Genomic DNA, 17,692 nt, shown 5'->3' on the forward strand with positions numbered 1-17,692 from the left:
ATGGAAATCGTGCTCATCACCGGCATGTCGGGCTCGGGCAAATCCATTGCGCTGCGCGCGCTGGAAGACGCGGGCTACTACTGCGTGGACAACCTGCCGCCCGAGCTGCTGCTGTCGTTTGTAGCGCTGGAACACACGCACCACGGCAACCGGCTGGCCATTGCCATGGATGTGCGCAGCGCCACCTCCTTGCCGCTGGTGCCCTCCAAGTTGCAGGAACTGCGCCGCCAGGGTTGCGCCGTGCACTCGATTTTTCTCGATGCCACCACCGGCACGCTGGTCAGGCGCTTTTCGGAAACGCGCCGCCGCCATCCACTGTCTGGCGACAGGCAGGACGACGGGCGGCTGGCGCTGGTGCAGGCCATCGAGCTGGAACGCGAGCTTCTGGCGGAGTTGCGCGAGCAGGCCCAGGTCATCGACACCAGCAACCTGCGCGGATCACAATTGCAGGCCTACATCAAGGACTTGATCGGCACCGACAAAGGCGGGCTGTCGTTGGTGTTCCAGTCTTTCGCCTTCAAGCACGGCGTACCTGTGGATGCCGACTACGTATTCGACGTGCGCATGCTGCCCAACCCGCACTACGAAAACGATCTGCGCGATCTCACCGGGCTGGATGCGCCGGTGGCCGATTTTCTGAAGCAGCAGCCCGAAGTGGACGTGATGGAGCAGCACATTGCCGTCTTCCTGGAACACTGGCTGCCCGCCATGGCACGCAACCACCGCAGCTATGTGACCGTGGCCATTGGCTGCACGGGTGGCCAGCACCGTTCGGTTTATCTGGTGGAGCGACTGGCCGTGCGCTTTGCCAGCCAGTGGCCCACGCTGCGCCGCCACCGCGAGCTGGACGGCCGCTAAGCCCGCTACGCTACGCCCGACTGCAGCAGTTTGCGCACCGGTGCGGCCAGTCCCAGCGCGGCTGTCTCTGCCAAGGCGTACCAACCGCCAGGCACAGGCATGGCAGGCAGCTGCGCCACCGTGGCCACCACGCGGTGCAGGTACAGGTCACGGTGGGTCAGTACATGCAGCATGGAAGGGTGTTCCTGCTGCAGCTGGGCCTGCGCACCTTCCAGCCAGGCCATCAGCGCTTCGCGCTCCTCGAACACCGGCAGGCTGTACAAGCCCGCCCAGATACCCCGTTCAGGACGGCGCTCCAGCCACACCTGGCCCTGGGCATCCTGCAATTGCAGCAACCACCATGCCTGGGCCTTGCGCACCAGCTTGCGTGTGCGCACCGGGTACTGCTCGGGGGTGCCTTTGGCCCGAGCCACACAGTGCGCCTGCAAGGGGCACGCCTCACAGCGGGGCTGGCGGGGCAAGCACACCATGGCCCCCAGATCCATCATTCCCTGGGTGTAGCGCGGCATGGATTCATCCAGCTGCTGGGTCGGCAGCAAGTCCTGGGCATGCTGCCAGAGTGCGCGCTCCTGCGGCGCCTGCGCCAGGTCGCCGCCAAAGCCCAACAGGCGAGTCAGAACACGGCGCACGTTGGCGTCCAGAATGGGAGCCCGCTGGCCAAAACAGAATGCGGCAATGGCGCCTGCGGTAGAGCGACCTATGCCTGGCAGGGCCGACAGTTCTGCCACCGTGGCGGGAAAACGGCCTCCGTGCACCTGCACCACCTGCTGCGCACAACGGTGCAGATTGCGGGCACGGCTGTAGTAGCCCAGCCCGCTCCACAAGGCCAACACATCGTCCGGCGGCGCCGCTGCCAGCGCATGCACATCAGGAAACCGCGCCAGGAAACGTGCGTAGTAGTCCAGCACCGTAGCCACCTGCGTCTGCTGCAGCATGATTTCGGAGAGCCAAACGCGATAAGGATCACGGGTGCACTGCCATGGCAGGCTGGAGCGGCCATGTTCGGCCTGCCAGCGCACCACCAGGGGTGCCACTGGCGGGAGGGCACCACTCATGCTGGGGCAAAGATATCGTGGTGCTCGACCTCGGCCGGATCTTCGGCCAGGGCCATGAGCTGCTCGGTCAGCTGCAGCAGATGGTCGTCCAGCCGCTGCAGTTCGGCCTCGCCTTCCTCGATCTCGGTGATGCGCTCTTCCAGGCCGGTAGCGGCCTGCTGGATGCGGTCCACCGCCTCGATGCGGCGCGCAAAGCTGCGCTTGCGCTCACGCAGTTGGGCATCAAGCTGGGCCGTGGCGGACTTGCTCCACAGTTCCAGGTCGTTGGCCACCGATTCGTACACCGAGCGCAAGCGGATGGACAGCGCGCGCCCCAGTCGTTCGGCAAATTCCGGCTGCAACAGTTTGAGCGTATTGCCCATGCCCAGGTACTGCAGGTGTCCTTGCTCGATGCGCGCAATTTCGTTACCGAATTCCTGAAGCTGGGGCGCCGCAGGAACCTGCAGCGAAAAGCCAAACTCGGCATTGAGCTGACGAAACGTGCCTTCCAACATGGCCTGGATTTCCGTGGCAGCAGACTGCACACCATCGAGCGTGTCCTGCAACTCACGGAAAACTTCTTCATACTGCTTGCGCACACCCAGCTTGAGACCCTTTTGCTGCAGGCTGGCCATCAGCGGCGCCAGTTGCTCCTTGAGGGCCTTGCTGCCGAGCTTGTGGAACACATCGCGCAAGAGCTTGATGTGCACGGCCCGCACGGCATGGATACGCGTGGTGCTCAGGTCAAACTCGCGCTGTTCCTGCTCGATGCGGTTGCGCATGGCCAGGATGACGGACGAATTTTTGCCGCGCAGGCTGCGCAGTTCCAGCATCTGCTCGTCCAGGTCCCGCCGACGGATGTTGAGCACCCGCGCCGTTTCAGTGCGCAGGCTGGCAATGCCTGCACTGATGGCCGAACGCAGAATGGCCTGGCGCTGGCCCATGATGCCGCGCCCGAGCGCCTCTTCCAGAACCGGCAGGCCGCTGGCCTCCAGCATGACGTCGTCGCACTGGATCTTGGCCACCAGCCCCTTTTGGGCCGAGACGGGCAGCACCTGGTCCAACCGCACGCCCAGCATTTCGGCGGAGGTCTGGCGCTGGCGCTCCAGTTGGTCCTGGATTTGCTGGGCCGAGTTGAGCGTGTCCCAGAGGGTGTCGATCTTGTTGAGCACCACCAGGCGCGCGTCGGCCCCTTGCGATGCGGCTGCCAGATGCTCGCGCCAGATGCTCAGGTCCGAGCGGGTCACGCCCGTGTCCGCACCCAGAATGAACACCACTGCATGGGCCTGCGGAATCAGGTTGACGGTCAGTTCGGGCTCGGCACCCACAGCGTTGAGGCCCGGCGTGTCCAGAATGACCAAGCCCTGCTTGAGCAACGGATGGGGCAGGTTGATGATGGCGTGACGCCACAGAGGCACCTCGACCATGCCCTGCGCATCGAGCGACGGGTTGTCATCGGGCATGTCGTCATGCCAGAAGCCCATGGCCCGTGCATCGTCCACGCTGACCTTGCGCACCTGCGCCACTTTTTCGAGCGCACGCGAAATCTGATCGGCATCCCCTACCTGCAAGGGCACCTCGACCCAGCGCTCGGGCTTGAGCCGCCACTCGGCCAGCCCCTGCATCTGCAGGCGCGTTTCAATGGGAAGAAGGCGCAGGCAATGAGGAACCTGCGGGTCGTAGCCCAGCTCGGTGGGGCACATTGTGGTGCGCCCCGCACTGGCCGGCATGATGCGCCTGCCGTAGTCGGCAAAGAAGATGGCGTTGATCAGCTCGGACTTGCCGCGCGAGAACTCGGCCACGAAGGCCACCATGATGCGGTCGGACCGCAGTTGCCCTTCGAGCCGTTGCAAACGCTCCTGGACGGCGGCATCCATGAGATCGTGCGCAGACATCCACTCGCCCAGCTGCTTGAGTTGCCGGGCGAATTCGCGCCGCCAGGCGCCATGCTGCTCGAACTGCTCGTTGAAGGAGGGTCCCACTTTGCTCCCGATGGTCTATGGATAGGCTGCCACGAATAGGCACAAAATATAGCACCGGACGCAGCCATTGCGCCCTGCACCACGAGGAAACGTGGTTTCAGCGCCTCAAATCAGGGACGCTGACAGCGTGGACAAAAGAAGCTGCTGCGCTGCCCCTGCCGCTCCATGCGCACCTGGGTGCCGCACACCCTGCAGGGTAGGCCCTCCCGGCCATACACCTGTGCATGCTGCTGAAATTCCCCGGCGTGGCCATGTGCGCTGGCGAAGTCCCGCAAGGTGCTCCCCCCCAGATTCACCGCCTCGGCCAACACTTCGCGGATGGCCGCATGGAGCCGGTGCGCCCGTGCGGGGCCGATGCGCAAGGCGGGGGTGCTGGGTCGGATGCCCGCTCGGAACAAGGCCTCACACGCATAGATGTTGCCCACACCAACCACCACGCGCCCCGACAGCAGAAGTTGCTTGATCGCCTGGCGGCTGTGGCGCAGCGCAAGAAGCCAGTTACGCATTTGAAAATCGTCCGACAGGGGTTCCACCCCCAGGCCGCCCAGCAGTTTGCACGCCATCGGATCCTGCAAACTGGCCACATGGACCACGGCGCCGAAGCGCCGCGGATCATGCAAACGCAGCGTCCCCCGGTCGGTGCAAACATCGAAATGGTCGTGTGGGCCCGGCTCAGTAGGTTGCACCAGCCAGCGCAGACTGCCGGACATGCCCAGGTGCACGATCAGGCAGCCTTCGTCCAACTCCAGCAACAGGTACTTGCCACGCCGCCCCACGGCGGTGAAGACACGCCCGACCAAGCGGGCTGGGTCACAGCCCAGTGGCCAACGCAAGGGTTTGCCAAGCACCACCGCTCGTATCCGCGCTCCCACCAAGGCGGTAGCAATGCCACGGCGAGTGACTTCCACTTCGGGCAACTCCGGCATAAAGGTACTCCCGTTGCCCACCACGGGCATGGATTATTATGGTTTGATGCTCCATATTCTTCGCATTCTGGCGACCTTCTTGCCGGGCGCACTCGTGGCGAGCGCCTGTCTCGCAGCACCCCCACAAACACCCCAGCACCAGACTGCCGCCCCAGGGGACAGGCCGATCGCTTCGGCGCTGCTGGATGCCACCCTGTTTTACGAAATACTGCTGGGAGAAATCGTCACACGCGAAGGTGATCCCGGCACCGGGTATGCACTGGTCCTGGAGGCGGCCCGCCGCAGCAACGACGAGCGGCTGTTCCAACGTGCCACGGACATCGCCCTGCAGGCGCGTGCGGGAGACCAGGCACTGGCTGCCGCCCAGGCCTGGAAGCAGGCGACACCGCAGTCCACCGACGCCAACCGCTATGTGCTGCAGATCCTGATCGCCCTCAACCGCATCGACGACATTCCCACCCCCCTGCGCGAGATGCTGGACCAGACGCCGGGCGCCGAAAAGCCGGGAATGCTGCTGGCCTTGCCACAGTTGTTGCGCAGAGCGCCAGACAAGGCGCAAGCCGCGCGCATGCTCGAAAAGGCACTGAACACTGAACTGCGCGCCGAGGGGGCCGCCGCCGCCGCTGCCTGGACGGCCATCGGACGCATGCGCCTGCAGGCCCAAGACGCCACCGGAGCCCTGGATGCGGCGCGGCGGGGGCAGGCGTCACAAGCACAAGCCGACGGTCCTGCCGTGCTCGCCCTGGAACTGATGGAAAACGGCACTGCCGATGCCGAGCCCTTATTGACCGCCTACCTGCGGCAACGTCCCAGCCCTGAAGTGCGCATGGCCTATGCCCGGCTGTTGCTTGAACAACAGCGCTACCCCGAGGCCCGCAGCCAATTGAAGGCCGTGACCACCGAAAAGCCCGACCTGCCTCAGGCTTGGCTCGCGCAGGCGGCGCTTCAGGTACAAGACCAGCAGTACGAGGCCGCCGAAGCATCGCTGGGTGAACTGCTGCGCCTCGCAAAGTCATCGCCGGACAATGAAACGCTGCGTGCCAGCCTGACGCAGGCCTACCTGTTGCATGCTCAGATCGCGGAAAAGCGCGGGGACTATGCGGCAGCTGAGCAATGGTTGCAGCGCATCGAAGACGGCAAGGAGCTTTTCAGCGCCCAAACCCGGCGCGCATCCTTGCTGGCCCGCCAGGGCAAGCTCAAGGAAGCCCGCGCCCTGTTGCAGAGCCTGCCCGCCGAGACCGATGAGGCCCGGCGCATGAACCAACAAGCCGAGGTGCAATTGCTGCGCGATGCACGTGCATACCGCGAGGCCTACACACTGCAGGGAAAGCTGGTCAAGGCCACCCCCGATGACGACGATCTGGAGTACGAGCTGGCCATGCTGGCAGACAAACTGGGGCGGCACGACGAAATGGAGCGCCTGTTGCGCAAGGTGATTGCCCGCAACCCCAACTACCACCATGCGCTCAACGCCCTGGGCTACTCGCTGGCCGACCGTGGAGTACAACTCGAAGAAGCCAGGCTCCTGATCGAGCGCGCCCTGAGCCTGGCCCCCAACGACCCCTTCATCACCGACAGCCTGGGCTGGATCGAGTACCGCATGGGCAATATGCCCCAGGCGCGCCAATTGCTGGAACGCGCCTACCGGCTGCGCCCCGACGCAGAAATTGCGGCGCACCTGGGCGAAGTGCTCTGGGTCTTGGGCGAAAAAGAGGCGGCGCGGAAGCTCTGGAAGGAAAGCGCCAGGCTCAATGCCGACAATGAGGTGCTGCGCGAAACCCTCAAGCGCCTGGGTGTCAAGCCCTGAGAAGGCGTGAGAGTCCCCTTCATGTCTCCCTGGAACCGGCGCGCCCTCTGCCAGGCCGGGCTGTATGCCCTGTCGTCGGTGTGGCTGGTGGGCTGTGCGCAGCCACAGCGCCGCAGTACGCATACGCCGTCCACCGGCCCCTGGAGTGGACGCATCCATCTGCGTGTGGACGACCCTGATGCTCCTCGCTCCTTCGCCGCCCATTTCGACCTGCAGGGCTCCGCAGACAACGGCCGCCTGGAACTGTCCACCCCGCTGGGCACCCTGCTGGCGCGTCTTCAATGGTCTGTGGGCGAAGCCTCCATTGAAACAGCCCAGGAACGCCGCAGCGCAGCAACACTTTCAGCCCTGCTGCGCGAGGTGACGGGCGAAGCCCTGCCCATTGATGCGCTGTTCGACTGGCTCTCAGGAGTGCCCACCTTGGCTGGCGGTTGGCAGGCAGACCTGCAGCAACTGGACGAAGGACGCCTGAGTGCCACACGCACCCAGCCACCACCAGCCGCCATGCTGCGCATACTGCTGAACCCCTGACACCGCCCTGCCTTCTTTTGCGATGCTGTCCCTTTACGACGTTCCAGCCCCCGCCAAACTGAATCTCTTTCTGCACATCACCGGGCGCAGGGACGATGGCTACCACCTGCTGCAATCGGTTTTCATGCTGATCGACTGGTGCGACACACTGCACTTCTCGCTGCGCAGGGACGGCCAGCTCACGCGCGAAGACCTGGGCCCCGCACTGCCCCCAGACGATTTGACGCTGCGCGCTGCGCGCGCGCTGCAGCAGAGCACGGGCTGCTCCCTGGGCGCGCATATCGGCGTGCTCAAGCGGGTTCCGGCGCAGGCGGGCATGGGCGGGGGCTCCTCGGACGCCGCCACCACGCTGCTGGCACTCAACCGCCTCTGGAAGCTGGGCCTGCGCACGCCGCAACTGCAGGCCATTGCGGTGCGCCTGGGTGCCGACGTGCCGTTTTTCCTGTGCGGCCACCATGCCTGGGTCGAGGGCATTGGCGAACGCATCACACCTCTTACAGGTGCGAGCGCGCTGCCGACTGCGCGCTTTGCCGTGGTCAAACCCGCGGCTGGCATCGAGACCGCAAAAATTTTTGCATCCCCCGCTTTGAAGCGCGATTCAGATAGTGCTACAATCTTAGGCTTTGCTGCAGCACACTACGACTTTGGTCGTAACGACTTGCAAAGCGTCGCGCAGGCACTGTGCCCCGATGTGCAACAAGCCCTCGATTGGCTCCAAGCACGCGGATTACATGGTAGAATGACGGGCTCTGGAAGTGCAGTGTTTGCACAAATGCCACATGCAGTGGATCTTAGCGGTGCTCCTGGCACCTGGCTGGTCAAGGCATGCGAGAATCTGACGCTGCATCCTCTGGCAGGATGGGCAGAGGATTGAAGTTTCGGTGATTTGCCGCTTCGGCAAGTCACCTGTGTAGGGGAGTCGCCAAGTTGGTCAAGGCACCGGATTTTGATTCCGGCATGCGAGGGTTCGAGTCCTTCCTCCCCTGCCAAATCCTCATCGCGCACAGGCAAATCATTTCAGACCGCTGGGACGCTCATGCAGGCCAACCAACCCGACTTCATGGTTTTCACCGGCAATGCCAATCCCGCATTGGCGGCTGAAATTGCCCAACACCTCCATATTTCCCTCGGCGCAGCCCACGTAGGCCGCTTTTCCGACGGCGAAGTCACCGTGGAGGTCAACCAGAACGTGCGCGCCCGCGACGTGTTCGTGGTGCAGTCCACCTGCGCGCCCACCAACGAAAACCTCATGGAACTGCTGATCATGGTCGATGCGCTCAAGCGCGCCTCGGCCGAACGCATCAGTGCCGTGATTCCCTATTTTGGCTACGCCCGCCAGGATCGCCGTCCTCGCTCCACGCGCGTGCCTATCTCGGCCAAAGTCGTCGCCAACATGCTTCAGGCCGTGGGCGTGGCCCGCGTGCTGACCATGGACCTGCACGCCGACCAGATCCAGGGCTTTTTCGACATTCCGGTGGACAACATCTACGCGTCCCCCGTGCTGCTGGGTGATCTGCGCCAGAAGGACTACGAGGACCTGATCGTCGTCTCGCCCGACGTGGGCGGCGTAGTGCGCGCACGCGCACTGGCCAAGCAACTGGGGTGCGACCTGGCCATCATCGACAAGCGCCGCCCCAAGGCCAACGTATCCGAAGTGATGCACGTGATCGGCGACATCGAAGGGCGCAACTGCGTGATCATGGACGACATGATCGACACCGCCGGTACGCTGGTCAAAGCTGCCGAGGTGCTGAAGGAGCGCGGTGCCAAGAAGGTGTACGCCTACTGCACACACCCCATTTTTTCTGGCCCCGCCATCGAGCGCATCGCCCAGGGCGCTGCCCTTGACGAAGTCGTAGTCACCAACACCATTCCCTTGAGCGAAGCTGCACGCGGCTGCGCCAAGATCCGCCAGCTCTCCGTGGCCCCGCTGATCGCCGAAACGATCCAGCGCATTGCCAAGGGAGACTCGGTGATGAGTCTGTTTGCCGACCAGGACAACCTGTTCTGACCGCGCGAACAACACGCAGGGCGTCCCTCGGGGCGCCTTTTTTGTCAAACGGAGGTGGCACTGGTCGCGGTGCTCCTCGAACGGAGAATCCTCATGCAATTCGTCGCTTTTGAGCGCGCCAAGCAAGGCACGGGTGCGAGCCGCCGCCTGCGCAATTCGGGCCGTACGCCCGGTATCGTTTATGGCGCTGGCGCCCAGCCCGTGGCCATCGAAGTGGACCACAACGCCCTGTGGCACGCCCTGAAGAAAGAAGCCTTCCACTCCAGCGTGCTGGACATGGAACTGAACGGCCAGACCAGCAAGGTGCTGCTGCGCGACGTGCAATACCACCCCTTCAAGCAACTGGTGCTGCACATCGACTTCCAGCGCGTGGACGAAAAGACCAAGCTGCACATGAAGGTGCCCCTGCACTACAGCGGCGCTGAAGAGTCGCCCGCCGTCAAGGTGGACAAGTGCCTGGTCACCCCCGTGATGACCGAATTGGACGTTTCCTGCATGCCTTCGGACCTGCCCGAATTCATCGCCGTGGACCTGTCCAACCTGCAGAAGAACGTTTCCCTGCACCTCAAGGACATCAAGCTGCCCAAGGGCGTGAGCGCGGTGACCCGTGGCGCCAAGAACAACCCCGTTCTGGTCTCCGTGGTGGCCCCAGCCGTGGAAGTTGCTGCCCCTGCCGCAGACGCCGCTGCCGCCCCCGCCAAGGGCAAGGGCAAGGGCAAGAAGTAATTCTTGCTCACAGCCCCGGCAGTCACCCCTGTGTGGCTGCCCTGTGCACAACGGCCCACCTTTGCGTGGGCCGTTGGCTTTTGTGCCATCTGATAATTGCAGCCATGATCAAGCTCTTTGTGGGCCTGGGCAACCCAGGGTCCGAATACGAAGCCACCCGCCACAACGCAGGGTTCTGGTGGATCGACGCGCTGGCGCGCGAACTCAAGGTACACCTGCAACCCGAGCGCAGCTACTGGGGCCTGGCGGCACGCGCCACGGTGCACGGCCAGCATGTGTGGCTGCTGGAGCCACAGACCTACATGAACCTGTCGGGCAAATCGGTGGCCGCACTGGCGCGTTTCTTCAAGATCGCACCCGAGGAAATTCTGGTGGCGCACGACGAACTGGACATCGCCCCAGGGCAGGTCAAACTCAAGCGCGGTGGCGGCCACGCCGGGCACAACGGCCTGCGCGACATCCACGCACAACTGGGCTCACCCGACTACTGGCGCCTGCGCATCGGCATTGGCCACCCAGGCGACAAGTCCGAGGTGGCAAACTGGGTGCTCAAGAAACCGGCCCCCGACCAGCGCACACTCATCGAAGACAGCATCACCCACAGCCTAAAGGCCTGGCCTGCCCTGCTGGCCGGAGATATGGACAAGGCCACGCTGCTGGTACACACCACCAAGGCCCCGCGCCCCAAACCGCCACGCCCCGCCACGGGCGCCCCTGAAGCCAGCGTCTGATGCTATAAATTTAGGAGCGCATTGCGCTTATTGGACGGGCGCTACAGGCCATTGAGCGCCCATCAGTCACCAATCCGCACCGCCGCCTGGAGGCGGTGGAATTTTTGCCACAGGGTTTCGCGGCTTTCTACGTGCTGGGGATCGACCGGAATGCAGGACACAGGGCAGACCTGCATGCACTGGGGTTCGTCAAAATGCCCCACGCATTCGGTGCATTTGCTGGGTTCGATCTCATAGATCTTTTCACCCAGATAGATGGCCTGGTTGGGGCACTCGGGTTCGCAGACATCACAGTTGATGCATTCGTCAGTGATCATCAATGCCATGGAGCGCTCCGCAAGACCGGGCCTGCGCATGTCTGTCATGCCCGCAGCGGCCCGGGGCGCCATTATCGCGCGCCGCCGATACCCTGCCTGGCAGTAGGGCACCGCCAGGCAGAGAGGCCTTTTACTGCGCCCCGCCCAGTTGCGGCATTTGCATGGTCTTGCCGTTGAGGCGCACCTGCCCCGCATCGACCTGCACGCTGCTGGCGATGTGGTCGGTCTCCTGGGTCAAAAAGCCCTGGGCCTGCGCCATGCCCAGCAATGCGTTCAATTCGTCCGGCGCCGGCACCGGCTTGCCCACGGCCTCGGCGATAAGGGGGATCCAGGCCTTGGGCAGGCGCACGCTGGCGTCCAGCGCACTGTGCTTCAGCAGCGCAGGGCCCCAGCCTCTTTCCTCCACCAGGGTCTGGTCTGGCGCGCTCTTGATCTGGGCCCCGTATTTCAGGCTGCCTTCCTTGCCACCCACGGTCGCCTTGATTTCCACTGCATAGGCGGGCAGCGCTGCCAGCAGGCGCGGCGCAGCCTGGGCCAGGGTGGCCAGCCACGGCGCCTCGGGCGCGAAGGCGGCCTTGGCATCGGCCGCCGCGCTGGCGCGGTAGGCGCCCACCAGGGCCTGCTGGAACAGGCGCACGGCCTCCACATCGATGCGGCTCACCTCCTCACGCAGGCTGAAGCTGTCCAGCGCCATGGGGCCGATCTTGCCCTTGGACTGCATGGTCACGTTCCAGCCGAACACGGCGTCCTTGCGCTCGATGGCGGCCTTGAAGTCCATGTCCTGCAAAGCCACCAGTGCCTTGGGCTGGGCGCCCTGCTCTTGCAGCTCCACCGTCAGCTTGTCGAGGCGGCCCTGCGAGGTGCCCGGCGCCAGCAGCCACAGACCGTCTTCGATGCGCACATCGAAGTCACCACGCAGCCCCACAAAGGCCATGGCCATGGTGGAGGCCACCTCGGGCTCCTGGCCTGCCTCGTCCTCGTCATCGGCCAGCGCTTCCTTCGGGTCTTCGTGGACGCGCAAGGTCAGCTCGGGCCACTGCATGTCGCCGCGCAGGCGCGTGCGATCGGCGCTGAGCGCCATGTCGTAGCGCAGCGCCTTCCAGCGGATCAGGTTTTCGCCCTCGGACACCTCACCAGCAGGCACGTCCAGCACCAGGTCGTTGCTGCCCGTCCAGTGGTGCACCACCGTCAGGGTGGGGGCGCTGGTGCGCTCCAGCAGCTTGCGCGCGTGCTCGTCCAGGCCGTCCAGGGCCATGCGCGTTTCGACCACGGCAGCAGCCAGCCTGAAGCCCGCCAGCGGGCCATGCCGCACGGTGCTGTCCAGGCGCAAGCGCAGCGGGGTTGCGGGCACCGGGGCCGCGCCGTCCTCGGCAGGCTCGGCGGGGGGCGTCCACTGCAGCACGGTCTGGGCCTGCGAGGTCCAGAAGCCCCGCTGGTACTGCTGCGACACCACGCCATCGGCGCCCATCACCTTGCGTACCTCTCCCAGGGCCTCCTGGTAACGCTGCTGCGCCCGCTCGCCGGCATACCAGGTAGCACCGCCATACAAGGCGCCCAGCAGTACGACCGCAGAGCCCAAGGCAATTTTCTTGTTCATGGATGGATCCCTCCCAAATCAGCCCCGGAACCCCCTCGGCCCCGAAGAACCGGCGAGCGTACCAGCGAGCGGGCCCTTAACCCCGGTCACCGGCCATCCAATGTGCAAGAAATTGTTGCGCTGCGGAATATTTAACGAAAATAGGCCCCAGCGCCCTTATTACATGCGCAAGTAGCTATGTTTTTGATAGCAAATCAATTGCGCTGCGCCGTGGCCAGCCGCACCGCCAGCCCCAGGAACACCAGCCCTGCCACGCGGTTGAGCAGCGTTTGTGCCCGCGCCGACCGCATCAGCAGCGTGCCGAACACGCCCGAGAAGCAGGCAACGGCACCGAACACCAGCATGGTGGCCAGCATGAACACCAGGCCCAGCACCATCAGTTGCAGCGCCACGCTACCCCGCGCAGGGTCGGCAAACTGCGGCAGAAAGGCCAGGAAGAAGATCAGCACCTTGGGATTGGTGAGGTTCATCACGATGCCCCGGCCCACCATCTTCCACCAGCCCGGCGCCTGGGTTGCGGGTGCCGAGCCTTCGGGCCCTTGCGCCGTGGCCGCGGGGGCACGCAACGCCTGCCAGGCCAACCACGCCAGGTAGGCCGCCCCGCAGAACTTGAGCACCGTGAATGCCATGCTGGATGCCGCAAACACCGCCGCCAAGCCCAGCGCCACAGCGGCCGTGTGGCCCACGATGCCAAGGCACAAACCCAACACCACGGCCAGCCCCAGGCGCCAGCCCCGCTGCACCGATTGGACCAGCACAAAAATGTTGTCCGGCCCCGGCGTCAGCGCCAGAACAACGGCCACACCAAAGAAGGTGACAAGGGTTTCGATGGAGGGCATGGCACTCAATCCTGCGTGCAGTGGGGAAGGCATCTATGGTACCCGCCCGCCCCGCCGGCAAGGCCCTACGCAGTAACGATCCAGCCTTCCAGCGGATCAGCATCGCCGGGCAGCCCATACCGCGCATCGCCTTCGGCGTGGCGCCGCTGCGCCCAGGCGGCCTGCAGCAGGCACAGCACGGCATCGAGCCGGTCGCCCTGCGCATCCTGCACCAGCGCCTCGCGCTGGATCTGGCGCAGTTGCAGTTGCAGGCCCAGGCGCGTGTGGCCCAGCTCCAGCGCGGTGAGCAGGTCCTTGCGTGCAATCAGGCGCTCCGGGGTCTGGCGCGCGCGGTCGTCGCTTTTGTAGCTGCGCCGCCCCAGCACCTCACGCGCCAGCAGGCCGGGGTAGGCCTCCAGCCCCACGCGGGCGGGATCACCGGCATGCAGACCCGGCAGATGCACACCGGCGTCCAGCAGCAGCGGCACGCCCGCATGCAGCATGTAGGCCACGGGCGGGTTGACCCACTTCATGCTCGGGCTGGAGCCTGCCGGGAGGTCGGTGGCGCGGTGCGCAAACTTGCCGCCCACCGGGCGGGCTGCGCAAAAACCGGCAAACGCATCGCGGATGTGCGCACGCGACAGCTGGCGGTAGTGCTGCATGCAATCGATCCAAACCAGCGGCCAGCCCAGGTGCTGCACCAGTTCGCGTGGCAGGCCGAACGGCAGGTCGAAACCGCCCACCCAATGCCCAGGCCCAGCCAGCCAGCGACCCAGGGCGTCCAGCGTGTCAAAGGTGTGCAGGGACTGCAGCCGCACGCGCGAACCCGCCAGCTCACCCAGCGCCATGACGATGGGTTTGCGCCGGCTGGGGCTGCTGGAGAAATCAACGCCCAGCAGCAGGGGTGGTGTGTCGGTGGCCATGCCGCTACCCCAGCGCCAGGGCCGTCACGCCCAGTGCGATGCACGCCGCGCCGCACAGCCGGGCCAGCCGGTCGCCCTCGCCCAGCAGGTGGCCGCCGATGAGCGCAGCGAACAGCATGGACACCTCGCGCGCCGGCGCCACGTGCGACAGCGGCGCCTCGCGCATGGCAAACAGCACCAGCACGTAGGCGATGGGGCTGACCACGGCCACCAGCAGCGCAAAGCGCCACTGCGCGCCCCAGAGCACCGCCGCCGTGGGCAGGTCGCGCAGCACCACCGGGGCCAGCAGCGCCACGCGCACAAAATTGCCCATGTAATCCACCAGAATGGGCGACATCAGCAGCACCTTGACGGCGTAGCCGTCCACCACGGTGTAACTGGCGATGAAGGCGCCGGTCACCACACCATAGACCAGCCCCTTGTGCACGCGCTGCCGCGCCGCCGGGTCGTGCGCCGCACGCAGCAGCGCCGGCCCTCCCGCAATGAGGAAGACGCCACCGACCACGCCGATGATGCCCAGTGCCCCCAGCGCCGAGATGCGCTCACCCAGCAGCGTGATGGCCACCAGGGAGGACAGCAGCGGCCCCGTGCCCCGCGCCAGCGGGTACACCACCGTGAGATCGGCCTTGCGGTAGCCGCGCAGCAACGTGACGTAATACACCACATGCAGCACGCCACTGGCCACGATGAAGCCCCACTCCACAGCGCCCCACAGCGGCACGGCGTCGCGCCCCAGCCACCAGCCCAGCGGCGCCCAGAACAGCATCATCAGCACCGAAGTGAAGAAGGCAAAGCGCGCGTCGCCACCCGCCTTCTTGGCGGCAATGTTCCAGCAGGCATGGATCAGCCCAGCCAGGATGATGAGGGCGAAGGCGTGGAGGGTCATGCAAAAACAAAGGGCCGCAGCGCCCATCCGGGGCTGCGGCCTTCACAGGGTGCGCCGAAAAATCAGGCCCGACCGATGATGCTCGCCGTGGCCATGAGTTCTTCCAACAGCGCGAACGATACCTTGCCCGACACCGCGTAGGGATCGAGCTCGGGCTTTTCGGAGTATTTGAGCAGGATGGAATGGTTGATCTTGCTGAGGTTGACCTGGCCCATGGTCCAGCCGCCGAAGCGCCGCTCGGCGATTTCCTCGAAGTGCAGCAGCTCCACGTTCTTGTGGCGTGGGTCGCGCTGAATGTGGCCATAGAGGTCGCTCACCGCAGAGCGCCCGCCCTCGATGGCCTGCAGGAAGATGCCGCCGCCGTAGCACAGCACGCCCGTGATGCCGCAGGCCGGGTTGTGCTGGCGCGACTGGGCAAGAATGGCTTCGATGGCCTCGGGTGAGGTGTCCACCGCGCGGCTGGCGTAGAGCAGGCGTACCAACATGGTCAGTTCTTTCCAGGGATGAGGGAGAGGAATTCGCGGCGCAGCGCGCTGTCCTTGAGGAACACACCGCGCATCACCGAGTTGATCATCTTGCTGTCCATCTCGCGCACGCCGCGCCAGGACATGCAGAAGTGGCTGGCCTCCATGACCACGGCCAGGCCGTCGGGCTGGGTTTTTTCCATGATGAGGTCGGCCAGTTGCACCACGGCCTCTTCCTGGATCTGCGGGCGGCCCATGATCCAGTCCACCAGGCGAGCGTACTTGGACAGGCCGATCACGTTGGTGTGCTCGTTGGGCATGATGCCAATCCAGATCTTGCCGATGACGGGGCAGAAATGGTGACTGCAGGCGCTGCGCACCGTGAGCGGGCCGACGATCATCAGCTCGTTGAGGTGTTCTGCGTTGGGAAACTCGGTGATGGGGGGCGCCTGCACATAGCGGCCCTTGAACACCTCATTGAGGTACATCTTGGCCACACGGCGCGCGGTGTTCTGGGTGTTGTGGTCGCCTGCGGTGTCGATCACCAGGCTGTCGAGCACGCCCTGCATCTTGGACTCGACCTCGTCGAGCAGCTGCTCCAGCTCGCCGGGCTGGATGAAGTCGGCGATGTTGTCGTTGGCGTTGAAGCGCTTGCGCGCCGCCTGGATCCGCTCGCGGATCTTGACGGAAACAGGCGTTCCTTCGTCGAGGGGGGCTGGGTTCATGTCGGCGGCCAGTTGTCGGAACATGGGGAGATGGTAGCAGCGATCGGCATCCGATGTTTCAAAGGGTTTTTGGCCTCCAGCGCTTATTCCACAAGCGCCAGCAGCTATTATTTTTATAGCACCCCAGCAAAGTCAGTAGCGGTTGCCCGTGACCCACAGCGCCAGGCGCATGAGCACGAAGGCCACGCGGTCCAGGGCGCGTTCGTGCCAGGAGCGCAGCGCATAGCGTGTCGGGTCCAGCACCCTGCCCCCGTGCAGCATGGCGTGCTCCAGGCGCGCGCGCAGATCCTGGGCAAAGGCCGCGTCCTCGACCACCACGTTGGCCTCGCGCGCCAGCAGCAGGCTCAGCGGGTCGAGGTTGGACGACCCCACGGTGGCCCAGGGCCGTGCGCCATGGGCGTCGATCACCGCCACCTTGGCGTGCAGAAAGCTGGGCGCGTACTCGTGGATCTCGACCCCGGCCTTGAGCAGGGCACCATACACCGGGCGCGCCGCGTGGTACTGCATGAAGTATTCATAGCGGCCTTGCAGCAGCAGACGCACCCGCACGCCTCTGCGTGCCGCCATTTGCAAGGCCACGCGCAGCTTGCGCCCCGGTACGAAGTAGGCGTTGGCAATGATGATTTCCTCGCGCGCCGCCGCAATGGCGCGGCGGTAGGCCTTTTCGATGCGGCTGCGGTGGCGCACGTTGTCGCGCAGCAGCAGCGCGGCGCGCATACCGGGGCTGGTGTCGGCATCGGGCGCCGCATGGTGGGCCGCGCTGGCGGCGCGCAGCGCCTGCAGGGCTTCGGGCAGGCGGCGCTGGCTGGCGTCGCGCACGGCCTGCATGCGCCACCACAGTTGTTCCATGGCATCGCTGGCCACCCCCACGAGCGCGCCCGTGGCCTGCACGGCAAAGTCAAAACGCGGCGCCACGAGGCGGCCATGGTTGGGGTCGTGGAAATCGTCCAGCACATTGATGCCGCCACAGAACAGCACCCGGCCATCGACCACGCAGAGCTTGCGGTGCAGCCGCCGCCAACGGCGCGGCAGCAACAACCCCAACGGACCCAGCGGCGAATACACCCGGCAATGCACGCCCGCAGCGCGCAGGCGATCGGCCCAGTCCTGCGGCAAACGGCCGGTACCTACGCCATCGACCACCAGGTGGGTGCGCACGCCGCGCCGGGCCGCACGCATCAGCGCCTGGGCCACCTCGGTGGCGGTGCCGGTGAAATCAAAAATGTAGGTCTCGAACTGAATATCCGACAACGCCGCGTCCATCGCGGCTATCAGTGCGGGAAACAGCTCCTGCGCCCCTTGCAGCAGCTGTACCTGGTGGCCTTCGGTCAGTTCAAACGGAACACCTGCCATCGC

General features: G+C 65.2%; 18 protein-coding genes and 1 tRNA gene. 8 read left to right on the forward strand and 11 right to left on the reverse strand.

From position 1 onward, the window contains the following. Positions 1 to 858, forward strand: a complete 858-nt coding sequence (gene rapZ / locus GWK50_RS14305) for an RNase adapter RapZ (RefSeq protein ID WP_162017045.1) — start codon at positions 1 to 3, stop codon at positions 856 to 858. A 5-nt stretch (positions 859 to 863) separates the two neighbouring features. Here the strand turns inward: rapZ and mutY are convergent, their stop codons facing one another. The 3 genes from mutY to mutM all read right to left on the reverse strand — a co-directional run bounded on the left by mutY (position 864) and on the right by mutM (position 4,800). After that, positions 864 to 1,913, reverse strand: a complete 1,050-nt coding sequence (gene mutY / locus GWK50_RS14310; RefSeq protein WP_162017046.1) for an A/G-specific adenine glycosylase — start codon at positions 1,911 to 1,913, stop codon at positions 864 to 866. Then, positions 1,910 to 3,874: a dynamin family protein gene (locus GWK50_RS14315; protein ID WP_162017047.1), complete on the reverse strand. Its 1,965-nt coding sequence runs from the start codon at positions 3,872 to 3,874 to the stop codon at positions 1,910 to 1,912. Before GWK50_RS14315 ends, mutY begins: the two co-directional genes overlap by 4 nt. A gap of 110 nt (positions 3,875 to 3,984) precedes the next feature. Next, positions 3,985 to 4,800, reverse strand: coding sequence for a bifunctional DNA-formamidopyrimidine glycosylase/DNA-(apurinic or apyrimidinic site) lyase (gene mutM, locus GWK50_RS14320; RefSeq protein ID WP_162017048.1), 816 nt, complete (start codon positions 4,798 to 4,800; stop codon positions 3,985 to 3,987). Positions 4,801 to 4,846: 46 nt separating this feature from the next. Between mutM and GWK50_RS14325 the strand changes: the two genes are divergently transcribed. From GWK50_RS14325 to pth, 7 genes are all read left to right on the forward strand, one after another. After that, complete coding sequence (locus tag GWK50_RS14325; RefSeq protein ID WP_242455388.1) at positions 4,847 to 6,607, forward strand: tetratricopeptide repeat protein; 1,761 nt, start codon at positions 4,847 to 4,849, stop codon at positions 6,605 to 6,607. Between the two features lie 21 nt (positions 6,608 to 6,628). Further along, a complete protein-coding gene (locus GWK50_RS14330; RefSeq protein WP_162017050.1) occupies positions 6,629 to 7,138 on the forward strand; it encodes a lipoprotein insertase outer membrane protein LolB in 510 nt (169 codons plus the stop codon). Between the two features lie 22 nt (positions 7,139 to 7,160). Then, complete coding sequence (gene ispE, locus GWK50_RS14335; protein WP_162017051.1) at positions 7,161 to 8,012, forward strand: 4-(cytidine 5'-diphospho)-2-C-methyl-D-erythritol kinase; 852 nt, start codon at positions 7,161 to 7,163, stop codon at positions 8,010 to 8,012. Between the two features lie 38 nt (positions 8,013 to 8,050). Next, positions 8,051 to 8,127 (forward strand) — tRNA-Gln (locus tag GWK50_RS14340). A gap of 47 nt (positions 8,128 to 8,174) precedes the next feature. Continuing rightward, positions 8,175 to 9,149 (forward strand): ribose-phosphate pyrophosphokinase, encoded by a 975-nt coding sequence (locus tag GWK50_RS14345; RefSeq protein ID WP_162017052.1) that lies wholly within the window; start codon positions 8,175 to 8,177, stop codon positions 9,147 to 9,149. A gap of 93 nt (positions 9,150 to 9,242) precedes the next feature. Further along, on the forward strand, positions 9,243 to 9,875 hold the full coding sequence (locus GWK50_RS14350; protein ID WP_162017053.1) for a 50S ribosomal protein L25/general stress protein Ctc: 633 nt from the start codon (positions 9,243 to 9,245) through the stop codon (positions 9,873 to 9,875). 104 nt (positions 9,876 to 9,979) lie between these two features. Then, the gene (gene pth / locus GWK50_RS14355) at positions 9,980 to 10,606 is read left to right on the forward strand and encodes an aminoacyl-tRNA hydrolase (protein WP_162017054.1); all 627 of its coding nucleotides are present in this window, start codon (positions 9,980 to 9,982) and stop codon (positions 10,604 to 10,606) included. Positions 10,607 to 10,668: 62 nt separating this feature from the next. Here the strand turns inward: pth and GWK50_RS14360 are convergent, their stop codons facing one another. The 8 genes from GWK50_RS14360 to clsB all read right to left on the reverse strand — a co-directional run bounded on the left by GWK50_RS14360 (position 10,669) and on the right by clsB (position 17,689). Next, the gene (locus GWK50_RS14360; RefSeq protein WP_162017055.1) at positions 10,669 to 10,932 is read right to left on the reverse strand and encodes a YfhL family 4Fe-4S dicluster ferredoxin; all 264 of its coding nucleotides are present in this window, start codon (positions 10,930 to 10,932) and stop codon (positions 10,669 to 10,671) included. A gap of 121 nt (positions 10,933 to 11,053) precedes the next feature. Next, a complete protein-coding gene (locus tag GWK50_RS14365; RefSeq protein ID WP_162017056.1) occupies positions 11,054 to 12,520 on the reverse strand; it encodes a YdgA family protein in 1,467 nt (488 codons plus the stop codon). 194 nt (positions 12,521 to 12,714) lie between these two features. Continuing rightward, the gene (locus GWK50_RS14370; RefSeq protein WP_162017057.1) at positions 12,715 to 13,359 is read right to left on the reverse strand and encodes a LysE family translocator; all 645 of its coding nucleotides are present in this window, start codon (positions 13,357 to 13,359) and stop codon (positions 12,715 to 12,717) included. A 65-nt stretch (positions 13,360 to 13,424) separates the two neighbouring features. Next, positions 13,425 to 14,261 (reverse strand): DUF429 domain-containing protein, encoded by an 837-nt coding sequence (locus GWK50_RS14375; protein ID WP_162017058.1) that lies wholly within the window; start codon positions 14,259 to 14,261, stop codon positions 13,425 to 13,427. Positions 14,262 to 14,265: 4 nt separating this feature from the next. Further along, a complete protein-coding gene (locus GWK50_RS14380) occupies positions 14,266 to 15,147 on the reverse strand; it encodes a DMT family transporter (RefSeq protein WP_162017059.1) in 882 nt (293 codons plus the stop codon). A gap of 62 nt (positions 15,148 to 15,209) precedes the next feature. Beyond that, positions 15,210 to 15,632, reverse strand: a complete 423-nt coding sequence (locus GWK50_RS14385; RefSeq protein ID WP_162017060.1) for a BLUF domain-containing protein — start codon at positions 15,630 to 15,632, stop codon at positions 15,210 to 15,212. Positions 15,633 to 15,634: 2 nt separating this feature from the next. Then, positions 15,635 to 16,336, reverse strand: coding sequence for a GTP cyclohydrolase I (gene folE / locus GWK50_RS14390; RefSeq protein WP_242455389.1), 702 nt, complete (start codon positions 16,334 to 16,336; stop codon positions 15,635 to 15,637). Between the two features lie 132 nt (positions 16,337 to 16,468). Further along, positions 16,469 to 17,689, reverse strand: a complete 1,221-nt coding sequence (gene clsB / locus GWK50_RS14395) for a cardiolipin synthase ClsB (protein WP_162017062.1) — start codon at positions 17,687 to 17,689, stop codon at positions 16,469 to 16,471. Positions 17,690 to 17,692: the final 3 nt, after the last annotated feature.

The organism is Acidovorax sp. 210-6 (assembly GCF_010020825.1).
In the GTDB taxonomy this organism is placed as follows: Bacteria; Pseudomonadota; Gammaproteobacteria; order Burkholderiales; family Burkholderiaceae_C; genus Simplicispira; species Simplicispira sedimenti.

Coding starts and splice junctions, on each gene's coding strand:
- rapZ (WP_162017045.1), top strand. CDS start 1: ATGGAAATCGTGCTCATCACCGGCATGTCGGGCTCGGGCAAATCCATT.
- mutY (WP_162017046.1), bottom strand. CDS start 1,913: ATGAGTGGTGCCCTCCCGCCAGTGGCACCCCTGGTGGTGCGCTGGCAG.
- mutM (WP_162017048.1), bottom strand. CDS start 4,800: ATGCCGGAGTTGCCCGAAGTGGAAGTCACTCGCCGTGGCATTGCTACC.
- GWK50_RS14325 (WP_242455388.1), top strand. CDS start 4,847: ATGCTCCATATTCTTCGCATTCTGGCGACCTTCTTGCCGGGCGCACTC.
- GWK50_RS14330 (WP_162017050.1), top strand. CDS start 6,629: ATGTCTCCCTGGAACCGGCGCGCCCTCTGCCAGGCCGGGCTGTATGCC.
- ispE (WP_162017051.1), top strand. CDS start 7,161: ATGCTGTCCCTTTACGACGTTCCAGCCCCCGCCAAACTGAATCTCTTT.
- GWK50_RS14345 (WP_162017052.1), top strand. CDS start 8,175: ATGCAGGCCAACCAACCCGACTTCATGGTTTTCACCGGCAATGCCAAT.
- GWK50_RS14350 (WP_162017053.1), top strand. CDS start 9,243: ATGCAATTCGTCGCTTTTGAGCGCGCCAAGCAAGGCACGGGTGCGAGC.
- pth (WP_162017054.1), top strand. CDS start 9,980: ATGATCAAGCTCTTTGTGGGCCTGGGCAACCCAGGGTCCGAATACGAA.
- GWK50_RS14360 (WP_162017055.1), bottom strand. CDS start 10,932: ATGGCATTGATGATCACTGACGAATGCATCAACTGTGATGTCTGCGAA.
- GWK50_RS14365 (WP_162017056.1), bottom strand. CDS start 12,520: ATGAACAAGAAAATTGCCTTGGGCTCTGCGGTCGTACTGCTGGGCGCC.
- GWK50_RS14370 (WP_162017057.1), bottom strand. CDS start 13,359: ATGCCCTCCATCGAAACCCTTGTCACCTTCTTTGGTGTGGCCGTTGTT.
- GWK50_RS14375 (WP_162017058.1), bottom strand. CDS start 14,261: ATGGCCACCGACACACCACCCCTGCTGCTGGGCGTTGATTTCTCCAGC.
- GWK50_RS14380 (WP_162017059.1), bottom strand. CDS start 15,147: ATGACCCTCCACGCCTTCGCCCTCATCATCCTGGCTGGGCTGATCCAT.
- GWK50_RS14385 (WP_162017060.1), bottom strand. CDS start 15,632: ATGTTGGTACGCCTGCTCTACGCCAGCCGCGCGGTGGACACCTCACCC.
- folE (WP_242455389.1), bottom strand. CDS start 16,336: ATGAACCCAGCCCCCCTCGACGAAGGAACGCCTGTTTCCGTCAAGATC.
- clsB (WP_162017062.1), bottom strand. CDS start 17,689: ATGGCAGGTGTTCCGTTTGAACTGACCGAAGGCCACCAGGTACAGCTG.